This window comes from Streptomyces sp. NPDC037401 (genome assembly GCF_055602345.1).
The window spans coordinates 1-18,109 of record NZ_JBVJWO010000014.1 but is presented as its reverse complement, the minus strand read 5'-3'; the positions used below and the strand labels follow the sequence as shown (position 1 = coordinate 18,109).

Below are 18,109 nucleotides of genomic sequence, written 5' to 3'. Positions count from 1 at the left end.
GATCACCCCCCCCACCCCCCCCCCCCCCCACCACACCCCCCCCCCCCCCCCTCTCCCCCCCCCCCCCCCCCCCCCCCCCCCCCCCCCCCCCCCCCCCCCTCCCGTATCTCCCGGCTGTCTGCCGGCGCGCTGTTCCTCGTGCTGCGGGTTCCTCGCGCTCCGGCTAGATCCGGACCTGTACGGCGCGGGCGAGGCGGTCGTGCAGTCCGCGGCCGTCCCGGTCCCAGACCACGGCGGGGATCACCAGCGCCAGCAGCAGCGTGCGCACCAGCACCCGGCCGAAGCCGAGGCGGCTGCCGTCCTCCGCGACCACGCGCAGGCCCACGGCCCGCTTGCCCGGCGTGAAGCCCACCGTGCCCACGGTCAGGATGCTCAGGGCCACGAAGAGGCCCAGGGTCCAGTTGCCGGTCCGGCTCAGCTCACCACCGGTGAGCAGGCCGTATGCGATCAGCTGGCAGGCGACCCAGTCGATGGCGACGGCGGCGAGGCGCCGGCCGAACTTCGCCACGGAACCGGGACCCTGCCGCGGCAGGCCCAGGCGCTCGCCCGGGTATCCGAAGTCGACGCCCATGTCCTCGGCCGTGGCGCGGGGGCCGGAGAGCCAGGATCCGATTGCTTGCCTGTTGTCCACCCGACCACGGTACCCGGACGCCGGACGCGCCCCGGAGGGCCCCTCGCCCCGGCCCTGGTTAACTTGTGCGAAACAAATGGGTCATGCTTGAGAAATCCCGTCTGCTTATGGTCGGGTCAGCGTGCACCACCGCACTGGTTGCACCACAGAGCTACGCAAACCCGCCCCTGCCCCGGGGGTCGGGGGTAGGAGGAGTTGGATGTTCCAGAACGCCGACGACGCGAAGAAGTACATCGCGGACAACGACATCAAGTTCGTTGATGTCCGGTTCTGCGACCTCCCGGGTGTGATGCAGCACTTCACCATCCCGGCGAAGGCGTTCGACCCGTCCGAGGAGCTGGCCTTCGACGGCTCCTCGATCCGCGGCTTCCAGGCGATCCACGAGTCGGACATGGCGCTGCGCGCCGACCTGTCGACCGCCCGCCTGGACCCGTTCCGCCGCGACAAGACGCTGAACGTCAACTTCTTCATCCACGACCCGATCACGGGTGAGGCGTACAGCCGCGACCCGCGCAACATCGCGAAGAAGGCCGAGGCGTACCTCGCCTCCACCGGCATCGCCGACACCGCGTACTTCGGCCCCGAGGCCGAGTTCTACGTGTTCGACAGCGTGCGCTTCGCGACCTCCGCGAACGAGGGCTTCTACCACATCGACTCCGAGGCCGGCGCCTGGAACACCGGTTCCGAGGAGAACAACCGCGGCTACAAGGTCCGCTACAAGGGCGGCTACTTCCCCGTCGCCCCGGTCGACCACTTCGCCGACCTCCGTGCCGAGATCTCCCTGGAGCTCGACGCGCAGGGCCTGCAGGTCGAGCGCCAGCACCACGAGGTCGGCACCGGCGGCCAGGCCGAGATCAACTACAAGTTCAACACGCTGCTCGCCGCGGCCGACGACCTGATGCTCTTCAAGTACATCGTGAAGAACGTCGCCTGGCGCAACGGCAAGACCGCGACCTTCATGCCGAAGCCGATCTTCGGTGACAACGGCTCGGGCATGCACGTCCACCAGTCGCTGTGGCAGAACGGCGACCCGCTGTTCTACGACGAGACCGGCTACGCGGGTCTGTCGGACACCGCCCGCTACTACATCGGCGGCATCCTGAAGCACGCCCCGTCGCTGCTGGCGTTCACCAACCCGACGGTGAACTCCTACCACCGCCTGGTGCCCGGCTTCGAGGCCCCGGTCAACATGGTGTACTCGCAGCGCAACCGCTCCGCCGCCATGCGCATCCCGATCACGGGCTCGAACCCGAAGGCCAAGCGCGTCGAGTTCCGCGCGCCGGACCCGTCCTCGAACCCGTACCTCGCCTTCTCGGCGCTGCTGCTCGCGGGCCTCGACGGCGTGAAGAACAAGATCGAACCGCTGGAGCCGATCGACAAGGACCTCTACGAGCTCGCCCCCGACGAGCACGCGGCCGTCCCGCAGGTCCCGACGTCCCTGGACGCGGTCCTCACCGCGCTGGAGAACGACAACGAGTACCTCCAGGCCGGCGGTGTCTTCACCTCCGACCTGATCGAGACCTGGATCGACTACAAGCGCACGCACGAGATCGCCCCGATCCAGCTGCGTCCGCACCCGCACGAGTTCGAGCTGTACTTCGACCTCTAAGCCGCCCCGCGCCGCACGGCGCCGCGCGACCTCCGGAACCCCGTCACTGCCCCCGGGCAGCGGCGGGGTTCCGTCGTCCTCCGCCCTCAGGACATGAGGGAGCGGACCAGCTTGCACGTCACGTTGGACGGGCGGTGGATGCCCGTGCGGGCGGCCATGGTCCGGATCTTCCGGTTCGTGGCCCGCTTGGCGTCGAAGGTGCCCGCGTCGAGCAGGGATATCGCCAGGCGCATGGCCTTCAGCCGGCGGTTGTGCGTCTCGTACCACTCGCGGGGCAGGCCCGCCGGCAGCGGCTTCTTCTGCGGCGGGGAAACGGATACGGCAGCGGTCATCGGCAGCCTCCCGAAGGGTGGTGTCGGACTGTTTGTTGCTGATTCGATTTTACCGCCGGGCACTGACAAAAGGCCCTGGCCAGCGGCCACTTCAGGAGGTCCGCGGCAGGTCCCCGGGGCCGCTGCGGGGTACGGTTGCGGGCATGGAGATCTGGATCAACCCCGCATGCTCGAAGTGCCGCAGCGCCGTGGACCTGCTGGACGAGGAGGGCGCCGAGTACACCGTGCGCCGCTACCTGGACGACGTACCGACCGCGGGCGAGATCCGCGCCGTCCTGGACCGGCTGGGCCTGGAGCCGTGGGACATCACCCGCACCGCGGAGCCCGCCGCCAAGGAGGCCGGGCTGAAGGACTGGCCGCGCGACGAGGCCTCCCGGGACCGGTGGATCGCCAAGCTGGCCGAGTCCCCCAAGCTGATCCAGCGCCCGATCATCACGGCGGACGACGGCACCGCGCTGGTCGCCCGCACCCCGGAGGCCGTCCGCGAGGCGATCTCCCGCACCTCCTGACCACCCCGCCTGACCACCCCGCCTGACCACCCCGCCTCACCGCACCGCCCCTAGCGGGCGAGGAAGTCCGCCAGGTGCCGGGCGGTGCCGACGGGTGCCGTGAAGGGCAGGCCGTGGTGGGTGGCCCCGGGCAGCACCTGCACCGTCGCGGCAGGCAGCGCGGCCGCGGCCGCCGCGGCGACCCGCCGGGCGTCGTGGCAGCGGGAGCGCTCCGCGAACAGCGCGAGCACCGGCAGGTCCAGCCGCGCCAGGGCCGCCGGGTCCGGGCGCGGCCCGGTGACCGGCCGTACGGACGGGAAGCCCGCGGCCCGCTCCTGGAGGCGCAGCCAGTCGGCGTCGGGCACGGCCCCGCCGCTCTCCCACTCCAGGAACCGGCGGATCCGCCGCGGTGTGGGCCGCAGCAGCCCCGGCAGCGCGCGGAGCAGGTAGCCGGGCCGGAAGCCGCCGAAGCACCCGGTCGGGTCGAGCAGGCCCAGCGCCCGGACCCGGTCCGGGGCGTGGAGGGCGTACGACAGGGCGATCCACGCCCCGTACGAATGGCCGACCACGGCGGTGGGGCCGAGCCCGAGGGCGTGGCGTACGGAGTCCAGCCAGGCGTTGAGGTGCGCGACGGTGCGCACCGGGCGGTCCGGGTCGGGGACGCTCAGGCCGGGGTCGCCCACGAGGTCGAGCGCGTGGACGCGGTGCGTGCGGGCGAGGACGGGGACGCAGCCGAGCCAGTCCATGGAGCTCGCGCCGCCGCCGGGGAGCAGGAGGAGCGGGGGAGCATCGGCGGGGCCGCAGTGGGTCACGCGGGTGGCGCCGAAGGGGGTGGCGAGGGTGCGGGTTCCGGTGCCGGCGGGCCAACGGGCCAGCAGGGCGCCGTAGGCGTCGGCGAACTCCCGGTGTGCGTACGGGTGCATGGCGGGCTCCAGAGTCTCGTTCAGCGATAATCTTGCTCATCGAGAGGTATTGATGCGGAGCATAGAGGGGAACCCGATGACCGACAACCGCGATCCGGCGCAGCTCGAACTGGTCCACCTCCTGCGGGCCGTCACGGTCGAATTCGGTCTGCGCCAGGCTGAGTTCGCCCAGCGCCACGGCATGCACCAGACCGACCTGCGGGCCCTGATCTGCCTGTTGGACGCCGGGCGGGCGGGCGAGCCCGCAACCGCCGGGCTGCTCGGCGGCCGCCTCGGCCTCAACTCGGCGGGCACCACGGCCGTCATCGACCGGCTGGAGCACCTCGGCCTCATCTCCCGGACGAGGGACCCGCAGGACCGGCGCCGGGTGCTGCTCCAGGTCGAGGAGCGGGCGACGCGGCTGGGCTGGGAGTTCTTCGGGCCGCTGATCGACGGGACCCTGGCGGTCCTCGACGGCTTCGATGCGGACGGCCGGGCGGCGGTACGGCGCTTCCTGGAGGGCGCGCACGAGGTGTTCGCCGGCGGGCCGGGCGCCGGCCGGCCGTAGGGTCCTGGCGTGGGGAACGAACAGACAGCAGCAGCAACAACAGCACGGGAGCAGGCTCCGGGCTCCGCTACGGACTCCGCTACGGACTCCGCTCCGGTTTCGGCGGCCGCCGCGGCGCTCGGCAGCGATCTGCACCTGGAACTGTCCGGGCCGGGCAGCAGGCGCGCCGCCCTCGGCCGCGCCCTGCGCGAGGCGGTGCGCAGCGGCCGCCTCGCCGGCGGCACCCGGCTGCCGCCGTACCGTTCGCTGGCCGCCGACCTCGGCGTCGCGCGCAACGTCGTCGCGGACGCGTACGCCGAGCTCGTCGCGGAGGGCTGGTTCACGGCCCGTCAGGGCTCCGGCACCCGGGTCGCCGAGGGCGTGGCGGCCGCGCCCGCGCCGTCCGCGCCGCGGCGGCCCGCCGTCACGGGCCCGCGCCACGACCTCGTCCAGGGCAAGCCCGACCCGGCGTCCTTCCCGCGGGCCGCCTGGGCCGCGGCGGCCCGCCGGGCCCTGGCCGCCGCGCCGACCGAGGCCTTCGGCCCCGGCGACCCGCGCGGCCGTCCCGAACTCCGGCGGGCGCTGGCCGAGTACCTGGCCCGGGCGCGCGGGGTGCGCACCGACCCGGAGCGGATCGTGGTGTGCTCCGGCTTCGCCAACGGCCTGCGGCTGCTCACCGGGATCCGGCCGGGGCCCTGGGCCGTGGAGGAGTACGGGCTGGGCTTCCACCGCGGCATCCTCGACGCCGCCCGGATCCGCCGGCACCCCCTCGCCGTCGACGCGGAGGGCGCGCGCACGGACGCGCTCGGGGCACTCGGGCGGTCCGTACGGGTCGCGCTGCTGACCCCGGCGCACCAGTTCCCGACCGGGGTCGCGCTGTCGCCCGCCCGGCGCACGGCCGCGGTGGAGTGGGCCGGGTCGCGCGACGCGCTGCTGCTGGAGGACGACTACGACGGGGAGTTCCGGTACGACCGCAAGGCCGTGGGCGCCCTCCAGGGCCTCGCCCCCGAGCGCGTCGTCTACGCGGGCTCGCTGAGCAAGAGCCTGTCCCCCGCGATCCGGCTGGGCTGGCTGGTGCTGCCGGACGCGCTGGTGGACGAGGTCCTGGCCGCCAAGGGGGTGCGGGAGTCCTGGGCGAGCGCGCTGGAGCAGCTCACCCTCGCGGAGTTCCTGGCCTGCGGCGCGTACGACCGCCATGTGCGCCGGATGCGACAGGGCTACCGGGAGCGGCGCGACCGGCTGGTGTCCGTACTGGCCGCGCGGGCCCCGGCGGTCCGGGTGACCGGCATCGCGGCCGGGCTGCACGCGGTGCTGGAGCTGCCGCCGGGGACCGAGGCCGCGGCCCTGGCGGCAGCCGAGGCGGAGGGCGTCGCCCTGGACGGGCTGTCCGGCTACCGCGATCCGTCGGCCGCCGGGCCGGGCCGCGAGGGCCTGGTCGTCGGGTACGCGGCCCCGCCCGAGCACGCGTTCGCCGCGGGGCTGGAGGCTCTGGGACGCGCGCTGGCACGGGCGTCCGGGTAGGGCGTGTCTGACGCCGGTCGCGGGCGGGGTCTCGTACGTTGGCCGACCGGGGGTCCGGCGGTCGGCTGCGGAAGGGGCGTCTTGGCGGAGCACGCGATGGCGGGCGGAGAGCCGAAGCCCCTGCCGGTGCCCGTCCGGCGGGGTCCGGACTGGATGTTCGGCGGCGTGTACGGGACGGTCCTCGCGAGCGCCCTGCTGGCCGCGCTCCAGAACAAGGAGGGCGGCTACACCCCTTACTACGACGCGGCGTGGGTGCTGGTGACGGCGGTGGCGGCCGGCCTCGCGCACGGCTACGCCCACCACATGGCGACCCATCAGCGGGGCACGGCCGGTCACCGGTGGCGGCTGCTGGCCCTGGCGCTGTTCGACGAGTGGCCGCTGGTGGTGGCCGCCTTGCCGACCGCGCTGCTGCTGGTCCTGTCGGGGCTGTGGGGCTGGGACGAGCCGTCGACGACGGCGCTCGGACTCGGCCTGAACACCGCGCTGCTCTTCGCCTGGGGAACCTTCGTGGCGCTCAGGCTGGGCTACGGCCTGACGTCCGCGCTGCTGATCGGCGTCGCGGACGCGGCCATCGGTCTGGTGATCGTGGCGGCGAACGCCGTCATCAAGTGACCCTCGTCAAGTGAGCGTCGTCAGGTGGCCGTGATCACGTGAACGTCACCACGTCGACGTCACCACGGGGCCTCGGCGAGCCGGGCCTCGGCCTCCGCGAGGAGCTCGGTGAGGCGGAGCCCGAAGGCGGCGCCGCGCGGATCGGGCACCCCGGTCCGGGCCGCCGTCAGCAGGGCGTCGACCGCCCGCCCGTAGGCGCCGGGCACATCGGTCCAGTCCGGCAGCATGGCCACGCCGTGCGTGCCGCGCAGCTCGATGCCGACGCCGGCGGCGGCCCGGGGCGCGCCGAGGGTGAGGGCGGCCGTGCTGGAGGCGCCCGAGGCGTGGCGCAGGACCAGGTGCACGGTGCCGGCGGGGCCGCGGGCGGCGGTCAGGCCGGTGACCTCGCCGAGTACGGGGATCAGGACGGACAGGGCGTGCGGGCCGACGTCCCACAGCCCGCCCTTCTCGCGCCGCCAGGGCGAGGCGGCGTACGGGCTCGGCGCGCCGTCCGGGCCCCCGGCGGACTCGGTGGAGTGGACCGCGCCGTACCAGTGGGCCGCGGCGGTGAACCAGCCGTCCAGGGCGGCCTGTTCGGCCACCCATCCGGCGGTGGGCTCGGCGAAGCGGAGGGTCAGGAAGACGACGGAGGCGACCCCGGCCCGGTCGGCGGCCCCGGCCACCGCCCGCGCACTCCCGACGTCCGTCGCGACCGGCTTGTCGAGGAGCAGGTGGCAACCGGCTTCCGCCGCGCGGACGGCCAGCGGGGCCTGCACGTCCGGCGGCAGCGCGAACGCGACGGCGTCGCAGTCGGCGAACATCGCGTCGGGGTCTTCGTACACCTTCACGCCGTACTGCTGTGCCAGAGCGGCGGCCGCCTCGGGGCGCCGCCCCCAGATTCCGGCGAACTCGGAGCCGGCGTGGGCGGCGAGGGCGGGCGCGTGGGTCCGGGCAGCCCACGGGCCGGTTCCGAGGAGGCCGACGCGCGGCAGGTGGCCCGGACCGGCAGGGTTCAAATCGTACGAAATGCTCACGCGGACAGTGTGCCTCACTGCCGGCCGGGCTCCGGGGAACGCGCTGAAACGCCGGTAACACGGGGTTCACACCCGGGCAACGGCCGGGAAATCGCGGATTGGCACGCTGCGGGCATCACCGCAGCACCCGCAGAGTCTGCGCCGGAGCGACGCACCGAAGGATGGGGCCCGTGGCTTTCAAGGCTGAGTACATCTGGATCGACGGCACGGAGCCGACGGCGAAGCTTCGCTCCAAGACGAAGGTTCTCGCCGACGGTGCGGAGCTGCCCGTCTGGGGCTTCGACGGATCGAGCACGAACCAGGCCGAGGGCCACGCCTCCGACCGCGTGCTGAACCCCGTCTTCTCCTGCCCGGACCCGATCCGCGGCGGCGGCAACGTCCTCGTGCTCTGCGAGGTCCTGAACATCGACATGACGCCGCACGAGTCCAACACGCGTGCGCAGCTGCGTCCGGTCGCGGAGAAGTTCGCCGGCCAGGAACCGATCTTCGGCATCGAGCAGGAGTACACCTTCTTCGACGGCGTCCGCCCGCTCGGCTTCCCGGTCGGCGGCTTCCCCGCCGCCCAGGGCGGCTACTACTGCGGTGTCGGCGCGGACGAGATCTTCGGCCGCGACATCGTCGAGAAGCACCTCGACCACTGCCTCGCGGCGGGTCTGGAGATCTCCGGTATCAACGCCGAGGTCATGCCGGGCCAGTGGGAGTTCCAGGTCGGCCCGCTGGCGCCGCTGGAGGTCGCGGACCAGCTGTGGATCGCGCGCTGGCTGCTCTACCGCACCGCCGAGGACTTCAACGTCTCCGCGACGCTCAACCCGAAGCCGGTGAAGGGCGACTGGAACGGCGCGGGCGCGCACACCAACTTCTCCACCCGCAAGATGCGCGAGAACTACGACGCCATCATCTCGGCGTGCGAGGCGCTGGGCGAGGGCAGCAAGCCGCTCGACCACGTCAAGAACTACGGCGCGGGCATCGACGAGCGCCTGACCGGCCTGCACGAGACCGCCCCGTGGAACGAGTTCAGCTACGGCGTCTCGGACCGCGGCGCGTCGGTGCGCATCCCGTGGCAGGTCGAGAAGGACGGCAAGGGCTACATCGAGGACCGCCGCCCGAACGCCAACGTCGACCCGTACGTGGTGACCCGCCTGATCGTGGACACCTGCTGCACCGGCCTCGAGAAGGACGGACTGGTCTGAGGTCCGACGGACCGAGGTCTGACGGCCTGAGGTCTGACGGACCGACCGGCCCCGCAGGTCGGGCAGGTCGGGCAGGTCCCGCAGGTCCCGGAGAAGCGCCCGCCGTTCGAGTGCGGGCGCTTCTCCGCGTTCCGGGCCGCGCAGCCCTCCCTGCCCGCCCGTCACACGGCCACCAGTGGTTTCGGGACGGATCCGCTCAGCATGCGATACGAAGGCCCGGTATGGGCGGCGCGAACAAGCCGCCGGGGCGGTCGAACACGCTCAAGTAGCGCGGAATTTGGGATTCCGCTCCATGAAGTGAGACGGGGTCTGCCCCGGACGCCCACCATCTGATTGAATGAGCTCATGGCCAGCCATTCGCACACCTCGACAGGTCGCAGCGACCTCGAGCCGTTCTGGCCGTCCCGTCAGCACGACGATTTCGACCGGGTGTGTTGTCGCGCGCAGAACGCGCCGGCCCTCTAACGCCTGCAGGACTCCTGTAGGCCTTCGGTCTGCGCGGCACACGTACGTCTCTCCTGCCGACGACTCCGCGTGAAAGAGCTGACCACTCATGGCGAACACCCGTACCTACCCCACTGCTGCCGCTTCCGCTGCGACCGCCCCCCTGACCTTTCCCGCCCACCGCCACCGGCTGCGAGCGGTCGACCGCGACGAGGTGGCACGGGTCGCCGACTTCCTGCCGCCCGGCGCGACCTGGCTGCCCGCCCCGCAGCACACCGTGCCCGCCCTGCCGGGACAGCCGCCGATGATCGGCTACCTCGTGCTCGTACCGGCCGACCAGCAGCCCCCGGTCGCCCTCGCCGCGCACCCCGCGGCCCCGGCCGTCGCCGTCGCCGCCGCCACCCCCGCGCCCGGTCCGGCGGACGCGCTCGTACGGATCGACTCCGCCCAGCGCACCGCCGAAGTCGACGGCGAGGTGCTGGACCTGACGTACCTGGAGTTCGAGCTGCTGGCGCACCTGGTCGCGCACCCGCACCGGGTGCACAGCCGCGACCAGCTCGTCACGACCGTCTGGGGCTACGGCCACGTGGGCGACGGCCGCACGGTCGACGTCCACATCGCCCGGCTGCGCCGCAAGCTGGGCGCCCGGCACCGCGGCGCCATCCAGACCGTGCGCCGCGTGGGCTACAAGTACGCGCCCTGACCTGCCCTCCGCCTCACCAGGCACCGCACGAACACGGTGGGCCCGCATCCCCGGAACGGGATGCGGGCCCACCGGCCGTTCAGGAGCGGTCAGGACCGGTCAGGACTTGTCCGCGGCCTCGGCCACGGTCGCCGTCGCCGTCACGGTCACCGTCTCAGCCACAGCCGCGGTCGCGGTGGCGGCCTTCCGCCGGGCCATCACGCCGAGCAGCACGTCCAGCACCAGGAAGACCGCCAGGCTGATGCCGAGCAGCGGGACGAACCAGCCGACGAGCGCCGTCACCGCGACCACCGGCAGCAGCGCCGTCACGGGCAGCCTGCGCCAGGCGCCGCGCGGCTGGGGGCGGCCGAAGGACAGTCCGCGGGACTTCGTCGGGCGGCGCAGCCACCACATCCGGTAGCCCCAGAAGACGAGGAACATCACGCCGAGGGCCAGGGCGGCCAGTGCGATCTGGTTGACCAGGCCGAAGGTGAAGCCCATGTGCACGTCGATGCCGAAGCGCGTGAGCTTGGCGAGCAGCGGGTAGTCGGCGAAGCGGAGGGTGTCCATCACCTTGCCGTCCGCGGGGTCCACGGCCACCGCGTCGAAGTGCACCGGGACCTGCTTGTCCCGCTCCTTGACGACGTAGCCCTTGCCCTCGGCGGGCAGGGTGATCTGGAGCTGCTCCGTGACCCCGGCCGCGCGGGCGGCTTCGACGACCTCGTCGATGCCCACGTCGGGGCCCTTCGGCGCGGTCCGGGCCGCGCCTTCGTGGTGCCCGGCGTGCTCGTCGGCACCGGCCTCGCCGCCGCCGATCGAGGCGGAGACGGACGGGGTGGCGCCGCCGAGGCGGTCCTGGAGCTGCCCGATGTTCTCACCGGCATACGTCGACCAGGTCAGACCGGTCGCGGACAGCACCACCAGGCCGGCCGCGGACCACAGGCCCACGGTGCCGTGCCAGGAGAGGGTCCGGCGGCGCCCGGTGGCCTTGCGGTCCGGGAGCACGAGCTCGGCCTTGCGCTTGCGCCGGCGCCCGATCCACAGGGCCACACCGCCGAGGGCGACGACCCACATCCAGCTGGCGGCCAGCTCGCTGTATATCCGGCCGGTCTCGCCGAGCTGGAGGTTCGCGTGGAACGTCGACAGCCAGGCGCGCAGCGGCAGCGCGTCGCCCGCGGTCTCCACCTGGCCGCGGACCTGCGCGGTGTAGGGGTCGACGAACACGGTGAGGGTGTTGCCCTCGGCGACCTCGGGGGTCTCGATCAGGACGCGGGTGGTGGCGTCCCTCTCGGGCGCCGGCCAGACGGCGACGACCTCGCCCTGAGACTCGGCGGCGCGGGCGGCGGCCACCTGCTCGCCGAGCGGCAGCGCCCGGCCGCCGGCCGGTGCGGTCACCGTCAGCTCGTGCGAGTAGACGATCTTCTCGGCCTGGTAAGAGAGGGCGTAGAGCAGGCCCGTCGTGGCGGCGAGGAACAGCAGCGGGGCGATCAGCAGGCCCGCGTAGAAGTGCATGCGCAGCAGGAGCGGGCGGACGGCCGCCCAGGTGCCGGGCGTGCCAGAGGTGCCGGGAGCGCGGTCGGCGCTCTCCTCGGCGGAGGCGTCCTGAGTGGGGGGATCCTGGACGGAGACGTCCCGGACATCGTCGATGGCCATGGTGGTCCTAGGTGTCGGCGGGTGTCGGCGAAGACATGGGGATGCGGCCCCGGGTCGCGCCGGTCGCCGTCAGGCGCAGGCAGGAAGGCCGGGGGCCGTGGTGCTGGATGCCCGCAGGACCGGGGGCCCGCGCCGGACCAGGGCGTGGGCGGGCACGGCGCCGCGCAGCGCGCGCGGACGGACGTACGGGCGGGGGCGCGGGCTGCGTCCGGGCAGGGCCGGCACCTGCGCCCGTACGAGCAGCAGAGCGCGCAGCAGCGGAGCGGCCGCGAGCGCTCCGAGGGCGTGCAGGGCGCGGGCCAGCCGGAACACCGCGGCCTCGCCGCGGGCCAGCCAGAGCGCGCAGAAGAGGGCGGCGGCCGCGTGGGCGGCGACCATCCCGAGGGTGCTGTGACCCGCCATCCCGGCCATCCCGGCCATGTCTGCGATGCCCGCCGCGTCGGCGGGTCCTGCCGTCCCGGCGGTCCCGGTCATCCCCGTCATCCCGGACGCGGCGTGGTGCGCGTGCGCGCCGTGCGCCGGAGCCGGGGCGGCTTCTTCCGTACGGCCGAAGGCGAGGTGGAGCGCCGCCTGCACGGCGAGCAGTCCGCCGCCGATGGCGACGGTCCCGCGGCGGCGCGCGGCGGCGAGCCAGCCGAGGACGGCGACCGCCCCGAAAGCCGCCACAAGTACGCCGAACGGAAGGTCGTGGCCAGACATGTACGAATGCCCCACAGCGGCCAAGGCGACACACACCGCCGCGAACATCGCGGCCCGTGTGGCGCGCATCGGCGACCGGGCATCTGTCATGGTCCGAACATGCTCCCATCCCCGGTGCGACCTGCCCAGACCGGGTACCGGTTGCGCCCGCCGGAGGCCGATGGCGGATCATGACCGGATGACCCCCTTGGTGATGAGCCCGGTCTACGCGGGCGGCGTACAGCTCGGCGCCTACGCGCTGGAGCGGCTGGACCCGGCGGCGCGGAAGCGGATCCTGCGCGGGTGCTCCACCAATGTCGACAACCTCGACGCGGGCCGCTGGGACACCCTGCTCAGCAGCGCGTTCGTGGTCGAGGAGCCGATGCCGCTGGCGTACGCGCTGCTCCTGCTGGCGGTGCTGGGGTACGCCGAGTACGCGTACGGCGCCTGGTGGACCGCCGGGGTGTTCCTGCTCGGGCACACCGCGGCGACCCTGCTGGTCTACGGCGGGCTGCGGGCCCGCCGCGCGGAGACCGGGACCCGGCGGGCCGTCGACGTGGGGGCGAGCTACGGGTTCAACGCCGTGCTCGGCGCCCTGACCTCGGCCCTGCCCCGCGGCGCCGTGCGCAACGCGGCGCGGGCGGGCCTGCTCGCGCTGGCCGTGCGGCCGGTGGCGGCCCGTACGCGGACCTTCACGGACGCCGGGCACCTCGCGGCGCTGGCCATCGGACTCGGGGTGTCGCTGGTGGTCGATTACCGTTCACAGAGAAGTACATAAATATGTAAAGCATCACCAAACGCACGAAACCCACCCGCTGGAGCCGCCACGATGACCGCCACCCCGTCCACCACCGTCGCCAACCTCCGCGACCTCGGCGGCACCTCGCTGCCCGGCGGCCGTACCGTACGGCCCGGCCTGGTGCTGCGCTCCGGCCAGCTCGACCGGATGGACCCGGCGGCCGACCCGGCCGTGGCGGCGCTGGGGCTGCGCACCATCGTCGACTTCCGCACGGACGCGGAGCGCGAGGACCACCCGGACCGGGTGCCGGAGGGGGCCCGGCTCCTGGTCGCGGACGTGCTCGCCGACAAGGTGAAGTCGGGCGAGATGCCGGCCGCGGCGCAGCTCAAGCACATCCTGAGCGACCCGATCGTGGCCGAGCGGGAGCTCGGCGGCGGCAAGGCGGAGGCTCTCTTCGCCCAGACGTATCGTTCCTTCGTCAGCTCGGGCTCCGGCCAGGCCGCGTACCGCACGCTGCTGACCGAGCTCGCCGACCCGGACGCCGGCCCGCTGCTCTTCCACTGCACCGCGGGCAAGGACCGCACCGGCTGGGGCGCGACGGTGATCCTGTCCCTGCTCGGCGCGGACGACGAGACGCTCATGGCGGAGTACCTGTCCGTCAATCCGGCGGTCCGGCAGGCCTTCGCGCCGATGATCGAGGGCTTCACGGCCTCGGGCGGCAACCCGGACATCGCCCTGGCGCTGATCGGGGTCGTCCCCTCGTACCTCCGGGCCGCGCTGGACGAGGCCGAGACGCGGTACGGCTCGATGGAGAAGTACGTCCGCGAGGGACTCGGCGTCGCGGACGAGGCCGTCGAGGCGATCCGGAGCCGGCTCGTCGCCTGAGGGCCGTGCGGGTGACCATCCGACGATTCGCTCGTTCTGCTGAACGTGACCGTCCCGGATGCCGCCGCCCGCCCCACGTCCGTAACCGCCGCCGACACCGGCCTCGTCGACGTCGAGCGCGCCGAGGCCGCCCTCGTCGAGCACTACACCCGGCTGGTCCGCATCGGCTATCTGGTACTGCCGCCCTCCCTGGGGCGCAACCGGCGGGTGCTGACCGCCCACGCGCTGGCGCAGCGGGCGCTGCCGCCGGGCCGGGGCGCACCGGCTCCCGCCTCTGCCGTCCCCGCCCCTGCCGTCCCCGCGGCCGCCGTGCCCGGGCCGCGCAAGGGGGACGCGGGCGGTGCCTCGGCCGGCCGCGGCTACGCGTACGTACGGCTGCGGGTGCTGCGCTCCGCCCTGGACGCCGGGCTGCCGCTGAGCTTCCGGTCCTGGCCCCGGCGGGCCCAGCTGCCGCCGCTGCTCCCCCAGGTCTGGGGGCTGCGGCTGTTCCCGCGCTCCGGGGGCGCCGACGAACTGGCCCTGGACCAGCGGATGTCCGCGCTGACGGGCCCCGGGCGGGCCGCGCTGGTGCTGCGCGGCCTCGAGCGGCTGCCGGAGCCCGAGGTGCTCCGGGTGCTGGCCGACGCCGGGGTCGGCGATCCGGCCGCCGCCCTCGCCGAGGCCTCCGAGGTGTCCGGGGCGTCCGGGGTGGCGGACGGGCTGCTGGACTCCACCGAGTTCGACCCGTGCGTACTGCAGGCCCGGCCCACGGACCTGATGCGGCGGCGCGCGCACCTGAAGGCCGGTCTGGCCGCGGTGGCCGCCGCGCTGGTGTGCGGGGCACTGATCGGGCTGCCGGGCGGCGGCTGGGGGGCGGACGGTGCGGCGGCCCCGCCGTACGCCCGCAACGCCGCCGCCGAACGCGCCCTGGACCCGGCGCAGGTGACCCGGGTGGCGCCGACGGCGTGGCGGACGGCGTCCCGTACCGACTTCTCGGTGTGGCCCGTGCGCGGCGGGCGGGCCGGCGACCGGGCGCTGCTGCGGCGGGCGCTGGCCGTGTGGGCCCGGCCGGGGGCCCCGGTCCAGGTCTCGGCCACCCCGGGCACGCCGTCCGGCCCGGCGATGGGGCCGCCGCAGCTGCTGTACGCGGGCGAGGTGGACCAGGCCGTGGTGGTGCTGCTGTACGACGGCCTGCGCATCGTGCGGTACGCCGAACCGCGCGCGGGGACGGCGGGCGCGGCGCTCGACTTCGCCCGTGCCGACGGGGCGACGGCGGGGACCGCGGACGCCCTGGTGGTGAGCCGGGTCGACGGCAACGTCCGCTATCTGACGGCGCCCTGGGTGCAGGCGGCGGCCGTGCGCGACCTGCTGCGCCCGGCGGCGGGCACGGTCCCGCTGGAGCTCGGGGACGACGGGGTCACCGCGCCCGTGCAGGCGCCCGCGCCGGGTGCCTCCTGTACGGGCTGGAGCGCGCTGGCGCTGTCCTCGGCCGAGGGCACCCGCCTGGTCACGGACCTCGGCGAGCTGACCGCGGCCCGGCTGACCTCCGGCCCGCCCGGGGCGCCCCGCGACCCGGCCGGCACCGCGGACCTGGAACACTGGGCGCACACCGCCTGCCTGCTGCCCGCTGCCCGCTCGCACGGCGTGCGCACGGTCAACTCCTGGCCGTACGCCGAGCAGGTGCTGCCCGAGGGCGACGGCACGGCGCACTGGGTGTGCACGCGCGCCGAGACCTGGCGGGGTACGGAGGCCCGGGTGCTGGCGCAGTTCCATGCGCCGGGCGCCGGGTCCGCCGACGGGGCGCCGGCGGCGCGGGCGGAGGACTCGGCGGCCTGCGGGGAGCGCGAGCCGCGGGTGCTGGCGGGCGTGCTGTGGAAGTCCCGGGACGGGCACTGGTACGTCCTGGCAGCGGGCAGCGGGCAGTTCGCCTCGCTGTCGGTGAGCGGGGGTGTCACCGGGCGGGCGGCGGGCCGCGTGCTGGCCCTGCCGGCGGAGGCCGGGGCGCGCGTGGAGCTGGAGGGGCGCCTGAAGGACGGCACGACGGCGGGCGTGCTGCGCTGAAGGCGCGCGGAGGCAGGGAGCCGCGGAGTCGCGCGGGCACGCAGGCACGCGGGCGCGGATGAAGAAGTGCGCGCAGAGGGGTGTGCTTCGCTTCTACCCGTCAGTACATTGACGCCATGTCTAATACGCAGCCTGCCCCGGTGGCGTCCGAGCACAGCGAGCTCAAGGCCCGGAAGGTGGCCTTCGACTGGGACGGGACGCCGCTCCACTGGCTCCCGGGCGACCCGTTCGCGACGCACACCATCAACGTGCTGCACCTGCTGCTGCCCGCGGGCGAGCGGTGGTTCGTCCACGTCTACAAGCAGGTGCTGCCGCTCATCACCGACGACCGGCTGCGCCAGGACGTGATCGGCTTCATCGGCCAGGAGGCCATGCACGCGGCCGCGCACGACGACGTACTGCCGCACCTGCGGCGCCAGGGGCTGGACCCGACCCCGTACACGGCACAGGTCGACTGGCTCTTCGAGAAGCTGCTGGGCGACCGGACCCTGCCGCCGGGCCGGGCCCGCCGGTGGTGGCTGATGGAGCGCGTCGCGATGATCGCGGCGATCGAGCACTACACGGCGTTCCTCGGGAACTGGATCCTCAACGCCGACGAGCTGGACCGCCGCGGCGCGGACCCGGTGATGCTGGACCTGCTGCGGTGGCACGGGGCCGAGGAGGTCGAGCACCGCTCGGTGGCCTTCGAGCTGTTCATGCACGTCGACGGCAGCTACCGGCGCCGGGCCAGGACCTGGGCCACGGCCTTCGGCGCCCTGGTGTTCCTGTGGCAGCGCGGTGCCCGCTTCTTCATGGAGAACGACCCGACGCTGGTGCAGGGGAAGGCGAGCTTCGGCCAGTTCTACCGGGCGGGCCGGCAGGGCGTCCTGCCCGCCACCCCCGACATGCTGCGCTCGATACCCCGCTACCTCTCCCGCGCCTACCACCCCTCGCAGGAAGGCTCGACGGCGCAGGCTGCGGCCTACCTGGCCTCCTCGCCCGGCGCGAACGGAGGCAAGTGAGATGCCCCGCGCGCTGACCGTCGCGGCGCTGGCCGGCGGTGCCTGGCTGGCCAGGCGCGCCCTGCGCACGCGGATCGCCCGCTCGCCGCTGTGGCCCCTGCCCGCCCTGGAGAACCCGGTCTCGGGTCACTCCCCGCGGCGCAGGCTCCGCGCGCGGATCGCCGCGCGCACCGAGCCCGCGGAGGGGGTGGTGCGGCTGCGGCTGGAGTCGCCGGAGCTGCCGCCGTGGACGCCGGGCTCACACGTGGACGTGGTGCTCCCCTCGGGCCTGGTCCGCCAGTACTCGCTGTGCGGGGACCCGTTCGAGGCCGGTGTCCACGAGATCGCCGTACGCCTCGTCGAGGACGGCCGGGGCGGCTCCCGCGAGGTCCACGAGCAGCTGGTGGAGGGCGCGGAGCTGGAACTGCGCGTCCCGCGCAACCGCTTCCCCCTGGCGGCGGCGCAGTCGTACGTCTTCGTCGCGGGCGGCATCGGCATCACCCCGGTCCTGCCCATGCTCCGGGCCCTGGGCCCCGGCGCGGACTGGACCCTGCTGTACGGGGGCCGCTCCCGCGCCTCGATGCCCTTCCTCGGCGAGCTGGCGGCGTACGGCCCCCGGGTCACCGTCGTCCCGGAGGACGAGGCCGGCCTCCCGGACCTGACCGCGCTCGCGTCCGCCGCCCCCGGCACGGCCGTCTACTGCTGCGGCCCGGCCCCGCTGATGGACGCGGTGCTGGCGGCCGTACCGGAGGGCGTCACCGTCCACCTGGAACGCTTCACCCCGCCCGCTCCCCCCGCGGCCTCCGCCTCCAAGCCCTTTACGGTCGAACTCCGCCGCTCGGGCCGCACGATCGAGGTCCCCGCGGGCGAATCCGCCCTGTCCGCCATCCGCAGGGAGCTCCCGAACACCCCCTACTCCTGCCAGCAGGGCTTCTGCGGCACCTGCCAACACCGCGTCCTCGGCGGCGGAGTGGACCACCGCGACACCCTCCTGACGGACGCGGAACGGGAAGGCTCGATGCTCCTGTGCGTCTCCCGCGCCGCGCACGACCACCTGGTCCTGGACCTTTGACTTCCGCTCCCCGCCCTAAAGGGCGGGGATTCCTACCACGGTCGGCTGACCGTCTCGGTGGGTTCCTGCTTCAACGCGCTGCGCCGGTACG

Annotated in this window: 18 protein-coding genes; 12 read left to right on the top strand and 6 right to left on the bottom strand. The window is 74.2% G+C overall.

Annotated features, from left to right (window positions below; all coding sequences use genetic code 11):
* Nucleotides 1-163 precede the first annotated feature (163 nt).
* Entirely contained in the window at nucleotides 164-631 is a 468-nt protein-coding gene (locus tag ACZ7H1_RS16730) for an RDD family protein (RefSeq protein ID WP_470787357.1), read from the bottom strand.
* 199 nt (nucleotides 632-830) lie between these two features.
* Between ACZ7H1_RS16730 and glnA the strand changes: the two genes are divergently transcribed.
* Nucleotides 831-2,240, top strand: a complete 1,410-nt coding sequence (gene glnA / locus ACZ7H1_RS16725; protein ID WP_470787355.1) for a type I glutamate--ammonia ligase — start codon at nucleotides 831-833, stop codon at nucleotides 2,238-2,240.
* 86 nt (nucleotides 2,241-2,326) lie between these two features.
* On the opposite strand, the gene ACZ7H1_RS16720 is transcribed toward glnA, so the two are convergent.
* Nucleotides 2,327-2,572: a hypothetical protein gene (locus ACZ7H1_RS16720; RefSeq protein ID WP_470787353.1), complete on the bottom strand. Its 246-nt coding sequence runs from the start codon at nucleotides 2,570-2,572 to the stop codon at nucleotides 2,327-2,329.
* A gap of 143 nt (nucleotides 2,573-2,715) precedes the next feature.
* Here ACZ7H1_RS16720 and ACZ7H1_RS16715 point away from each other — a divergent pair, with 143 nt between their 5' ends.
* Entirely contained in the window at nucleotides 2,716-3,081 is a 366-nt protein-coding gene (locus tag ACZ7H1_RS16715) for an arsenate reductase family protein (protein WP_470787351.1), read from the top strand.
* A 50-nt stretch (nucleotides 3,082-3,131) separates the two neighbouring features.
* Here the strand turns inward: ACZ7H1_RS16715 and ACZ7H1_RS16710 are convergent, their stop codons facing one another.
* Nucleotides 3,132-3,983, bottom strand: a complete 852-nt coding sequence (locus ACZ7H1_RS16710; protein ID WP_470787349.1) for an alpha/beta fold hydrolase — start codon at nucleotides 3,981-3,983, stop codon at nucleotides 3,132-3,134.
* Nucleotides 3,984-4,059: 76 nt separating this feature from the next.
* Here ACZ7H1_RS16710 and ACZ7H1_RS16705 point away from each other — a divergent pair, with 76 nt between their 5' ends.
* The 3 genes from ACZ7H1_RS16705 to ACZ7H1_RS16695 all read left to right on the top strand — a co-directional run bounded on the left by ACZ7H1_RS16705 (nucleotide 4,060) and on the right by ACZ7H1_RS16695 (nucleotide 6,642).
* On the top strand, nucleotides 4,060-4,530 hold the full coding sequence (locus ACZ7H1_RS16705; RefSeq protein ID WP_470787348.1) for a MarR family winged helix-turn-helix transcriptional regulator: 471 nt from the start codon (nucleotides 4,060-4,062) through the stop codon (nucleotides 4,528-4,530).
* Between the two features lie 129 nt (nucleotides 4,531-4,659).
* Nucleotides 4,660-6,030: a MocR-like pyridoxine biosynthesis transcription factor PdxR gene (gene pdxR, locus ACZ7H1_RS16700; protein ID WP_470787619.1), complete on the top strand. Its 1,371-nt coding sequence runs from the start codon at nucleotides 4,660-4,662 to the stop codon at nucleotides 6,028-6,030.
* A gap of 81 nt (nucleotides 6,031-6,111) precedes the next feature.
* Entirely contained in the window at nucleotides 6,112-6,642 is a 531-nt protein-coding gene (locus tag ACZ7H1_RS16695; RefSeq protein WP_470787347.1) for a hypothetical protein, read from the top strand.
* Nucleotides 6,643-6,701: 59 nt separating this feature from the next.
* On the opposite strand, the gene ACZ7H1_RS16690 is transcribed toward ACZ7H1_RS16695, so the two are convergent.
* Nucleotides 6,702-7,655 carry a Gfo/Idh/MocA family protein gene (locus ACZ7H1_RS16690; RefSeq protein ID WP_470787345.1) on the bottom strand — a complete coding sequence of 318 codons (954 nt, stop codon included), beginning with the start codon at nucleotides 7,653-7,655 and terminating at the stop codon, nucleotides 6,702-6,704.
* Between the two features lie 170 nt (nucleotides 7,656-7,825).
* Between ACZ7H1_RS16690 and glnII the strand changes: the two genes are divergently transcribed.
* Together glnII and ACZ7H1_RS16680 are read left to right on the top strand one after the other, a co-directional pair.
* Nucleotides 7,826-8,845: a glutamine synthetase gene (gene glnII / locus ACZ7H1_RS16685; RefSeq protein WP_470787343.1), complete on the top strand. Its 1,020-nt coding sequence runs from the start codon at nucleotides 7,826-7,828 to the stop codon at nucleotides 8,843-8,845.
* A gap of 553 nt (nucleotides 8,846-9,398) precedes the next feature.
* Complete coding sequence (locus tag ACZ7H1_RS16680) at nucleotides 9,399-9,992, top strand: winged helix-turn-helix domain-containing protein (RefSeq protein WP_470787341.1); 594 nt, start codon at nucleotides 9,399-9,401, stop codon at nucleotides 9,990-9,992.
* A gap of 99 nt (nucleotides 9,993-10,091) precedes the next feature.
* Here the strand turns inward: ACZ7H1_RS16680 and ACZ7H1_RS16675 are convergent, their stop codons facing one another.
* Both ACZ7H1_RS16675 and ACZ7H1_RS16670 read right to left on the bottom strand, forming a co-directional pair.
* Nucleotides 10,092-11,624, bottom strand: a complete 1,533-nt coding sequence (locus ACZ7H1_RS16675; protein WP_470787339.1) for a PepSY-associated TM helix domain-containing protein — start codon at nucleotides 11,622-11,624, stop codon at nucleotides 10,092-10,094.
* 69 nt (nucleotides 11,625-11,693) lie between these two features.
* Entirely contained in the window at nucleotides 11,694-12,323 is a 630-nt protein-coding gene (locus tag ACZ7H1_RS16670) for a hypothetical protein (protein WP_470787337.1), read from the bottom strand.
* 178 nt (nucleotides 12,324-12,501) lie between these two features.
* Here ACZ7H1_RS16670 and ACZ7H1_RS16665 point away from each other — a divergent pair, with 178 nt between their 5' ends.
* The 5 genes from ACZ7H1_RS16665 to ACZ7H1_RS16645 all read left to right on the top strand — a co-directional run bounded on the left by ACZ7H1_RS16665 (nucleotide 12,502) and on the right by ACZ7H1_RS16645 (nucleotide 18,018).
* Nucleotides 12,502-13,080 carry a rhomboid-like protein gene (locus ACZ7H1_RS16665; protein ID WP_470787336.1) on the top strand — a complete coding sequence of 193 codons (579 nt, stop codon included), beginning with the start codon at nucleotides 12,502-12,504 and terminating at the stop codon, nucleotides 13,078-13,080.
* Nucleotides 13,081-13,131: 51 nt separating this feature from the next.
* Nucleotides 13,132-13,926 carry a tyrosine-protein phosphatase gene (locus tag ACZ7H1_RS16660; protein ID WP_470787335.1) on the top strand — a complete coding sequence of 265 codons (795 nt, stop codon included), beginning with the start codon at nucleotides 13,132-13,134 and terminating at the stop codon, nucleotides 13,924-13,926.
* A 45-nt stretch (nucleotides 13,927-13,971) separates the two neighbouring features.
* Nucleotides 13,972-15,966, top strand: a complete 1,995-nt coding sequence (locus ACZ7H1_RS16655) for a hypothetical protein (protein ID WP_470787333.1) — start codon at nucleotides 13,972-13,974, stop codon at nucleotides 15,964-15,966.
* 116 nt (nucleotides 15,967-16,082) lie between these two features.
* Nucleotides 16,083-16,967 (top strand): metal-dependent hydrolase, encoded by an 885-nt coding sequence (locus ACZ7H1_RS16650; RefSeq protein ID WP_470787331.1) that lies wholly within the window; start codon nucleotides 16,083-16,085, stop codon nucleotides 16,965-16,967.
* Nucleotide 16,968: 1 nt separating this feature from the next.
* Nucleotides 16,969-18,018, top strand: a complete 1,050-nt coding sequence (locus ACZ7H1_RS16645) for a PDR/VanB family oxidoreductase (protein WP_470787329.1) — start codon at nucleotides 16,969-16,971, stop codon at nucleotides 18,016-18,018.
* The last annotated feature ends 91 nt before the right edge of the window (nucleotides 18,019-18,109 follow it).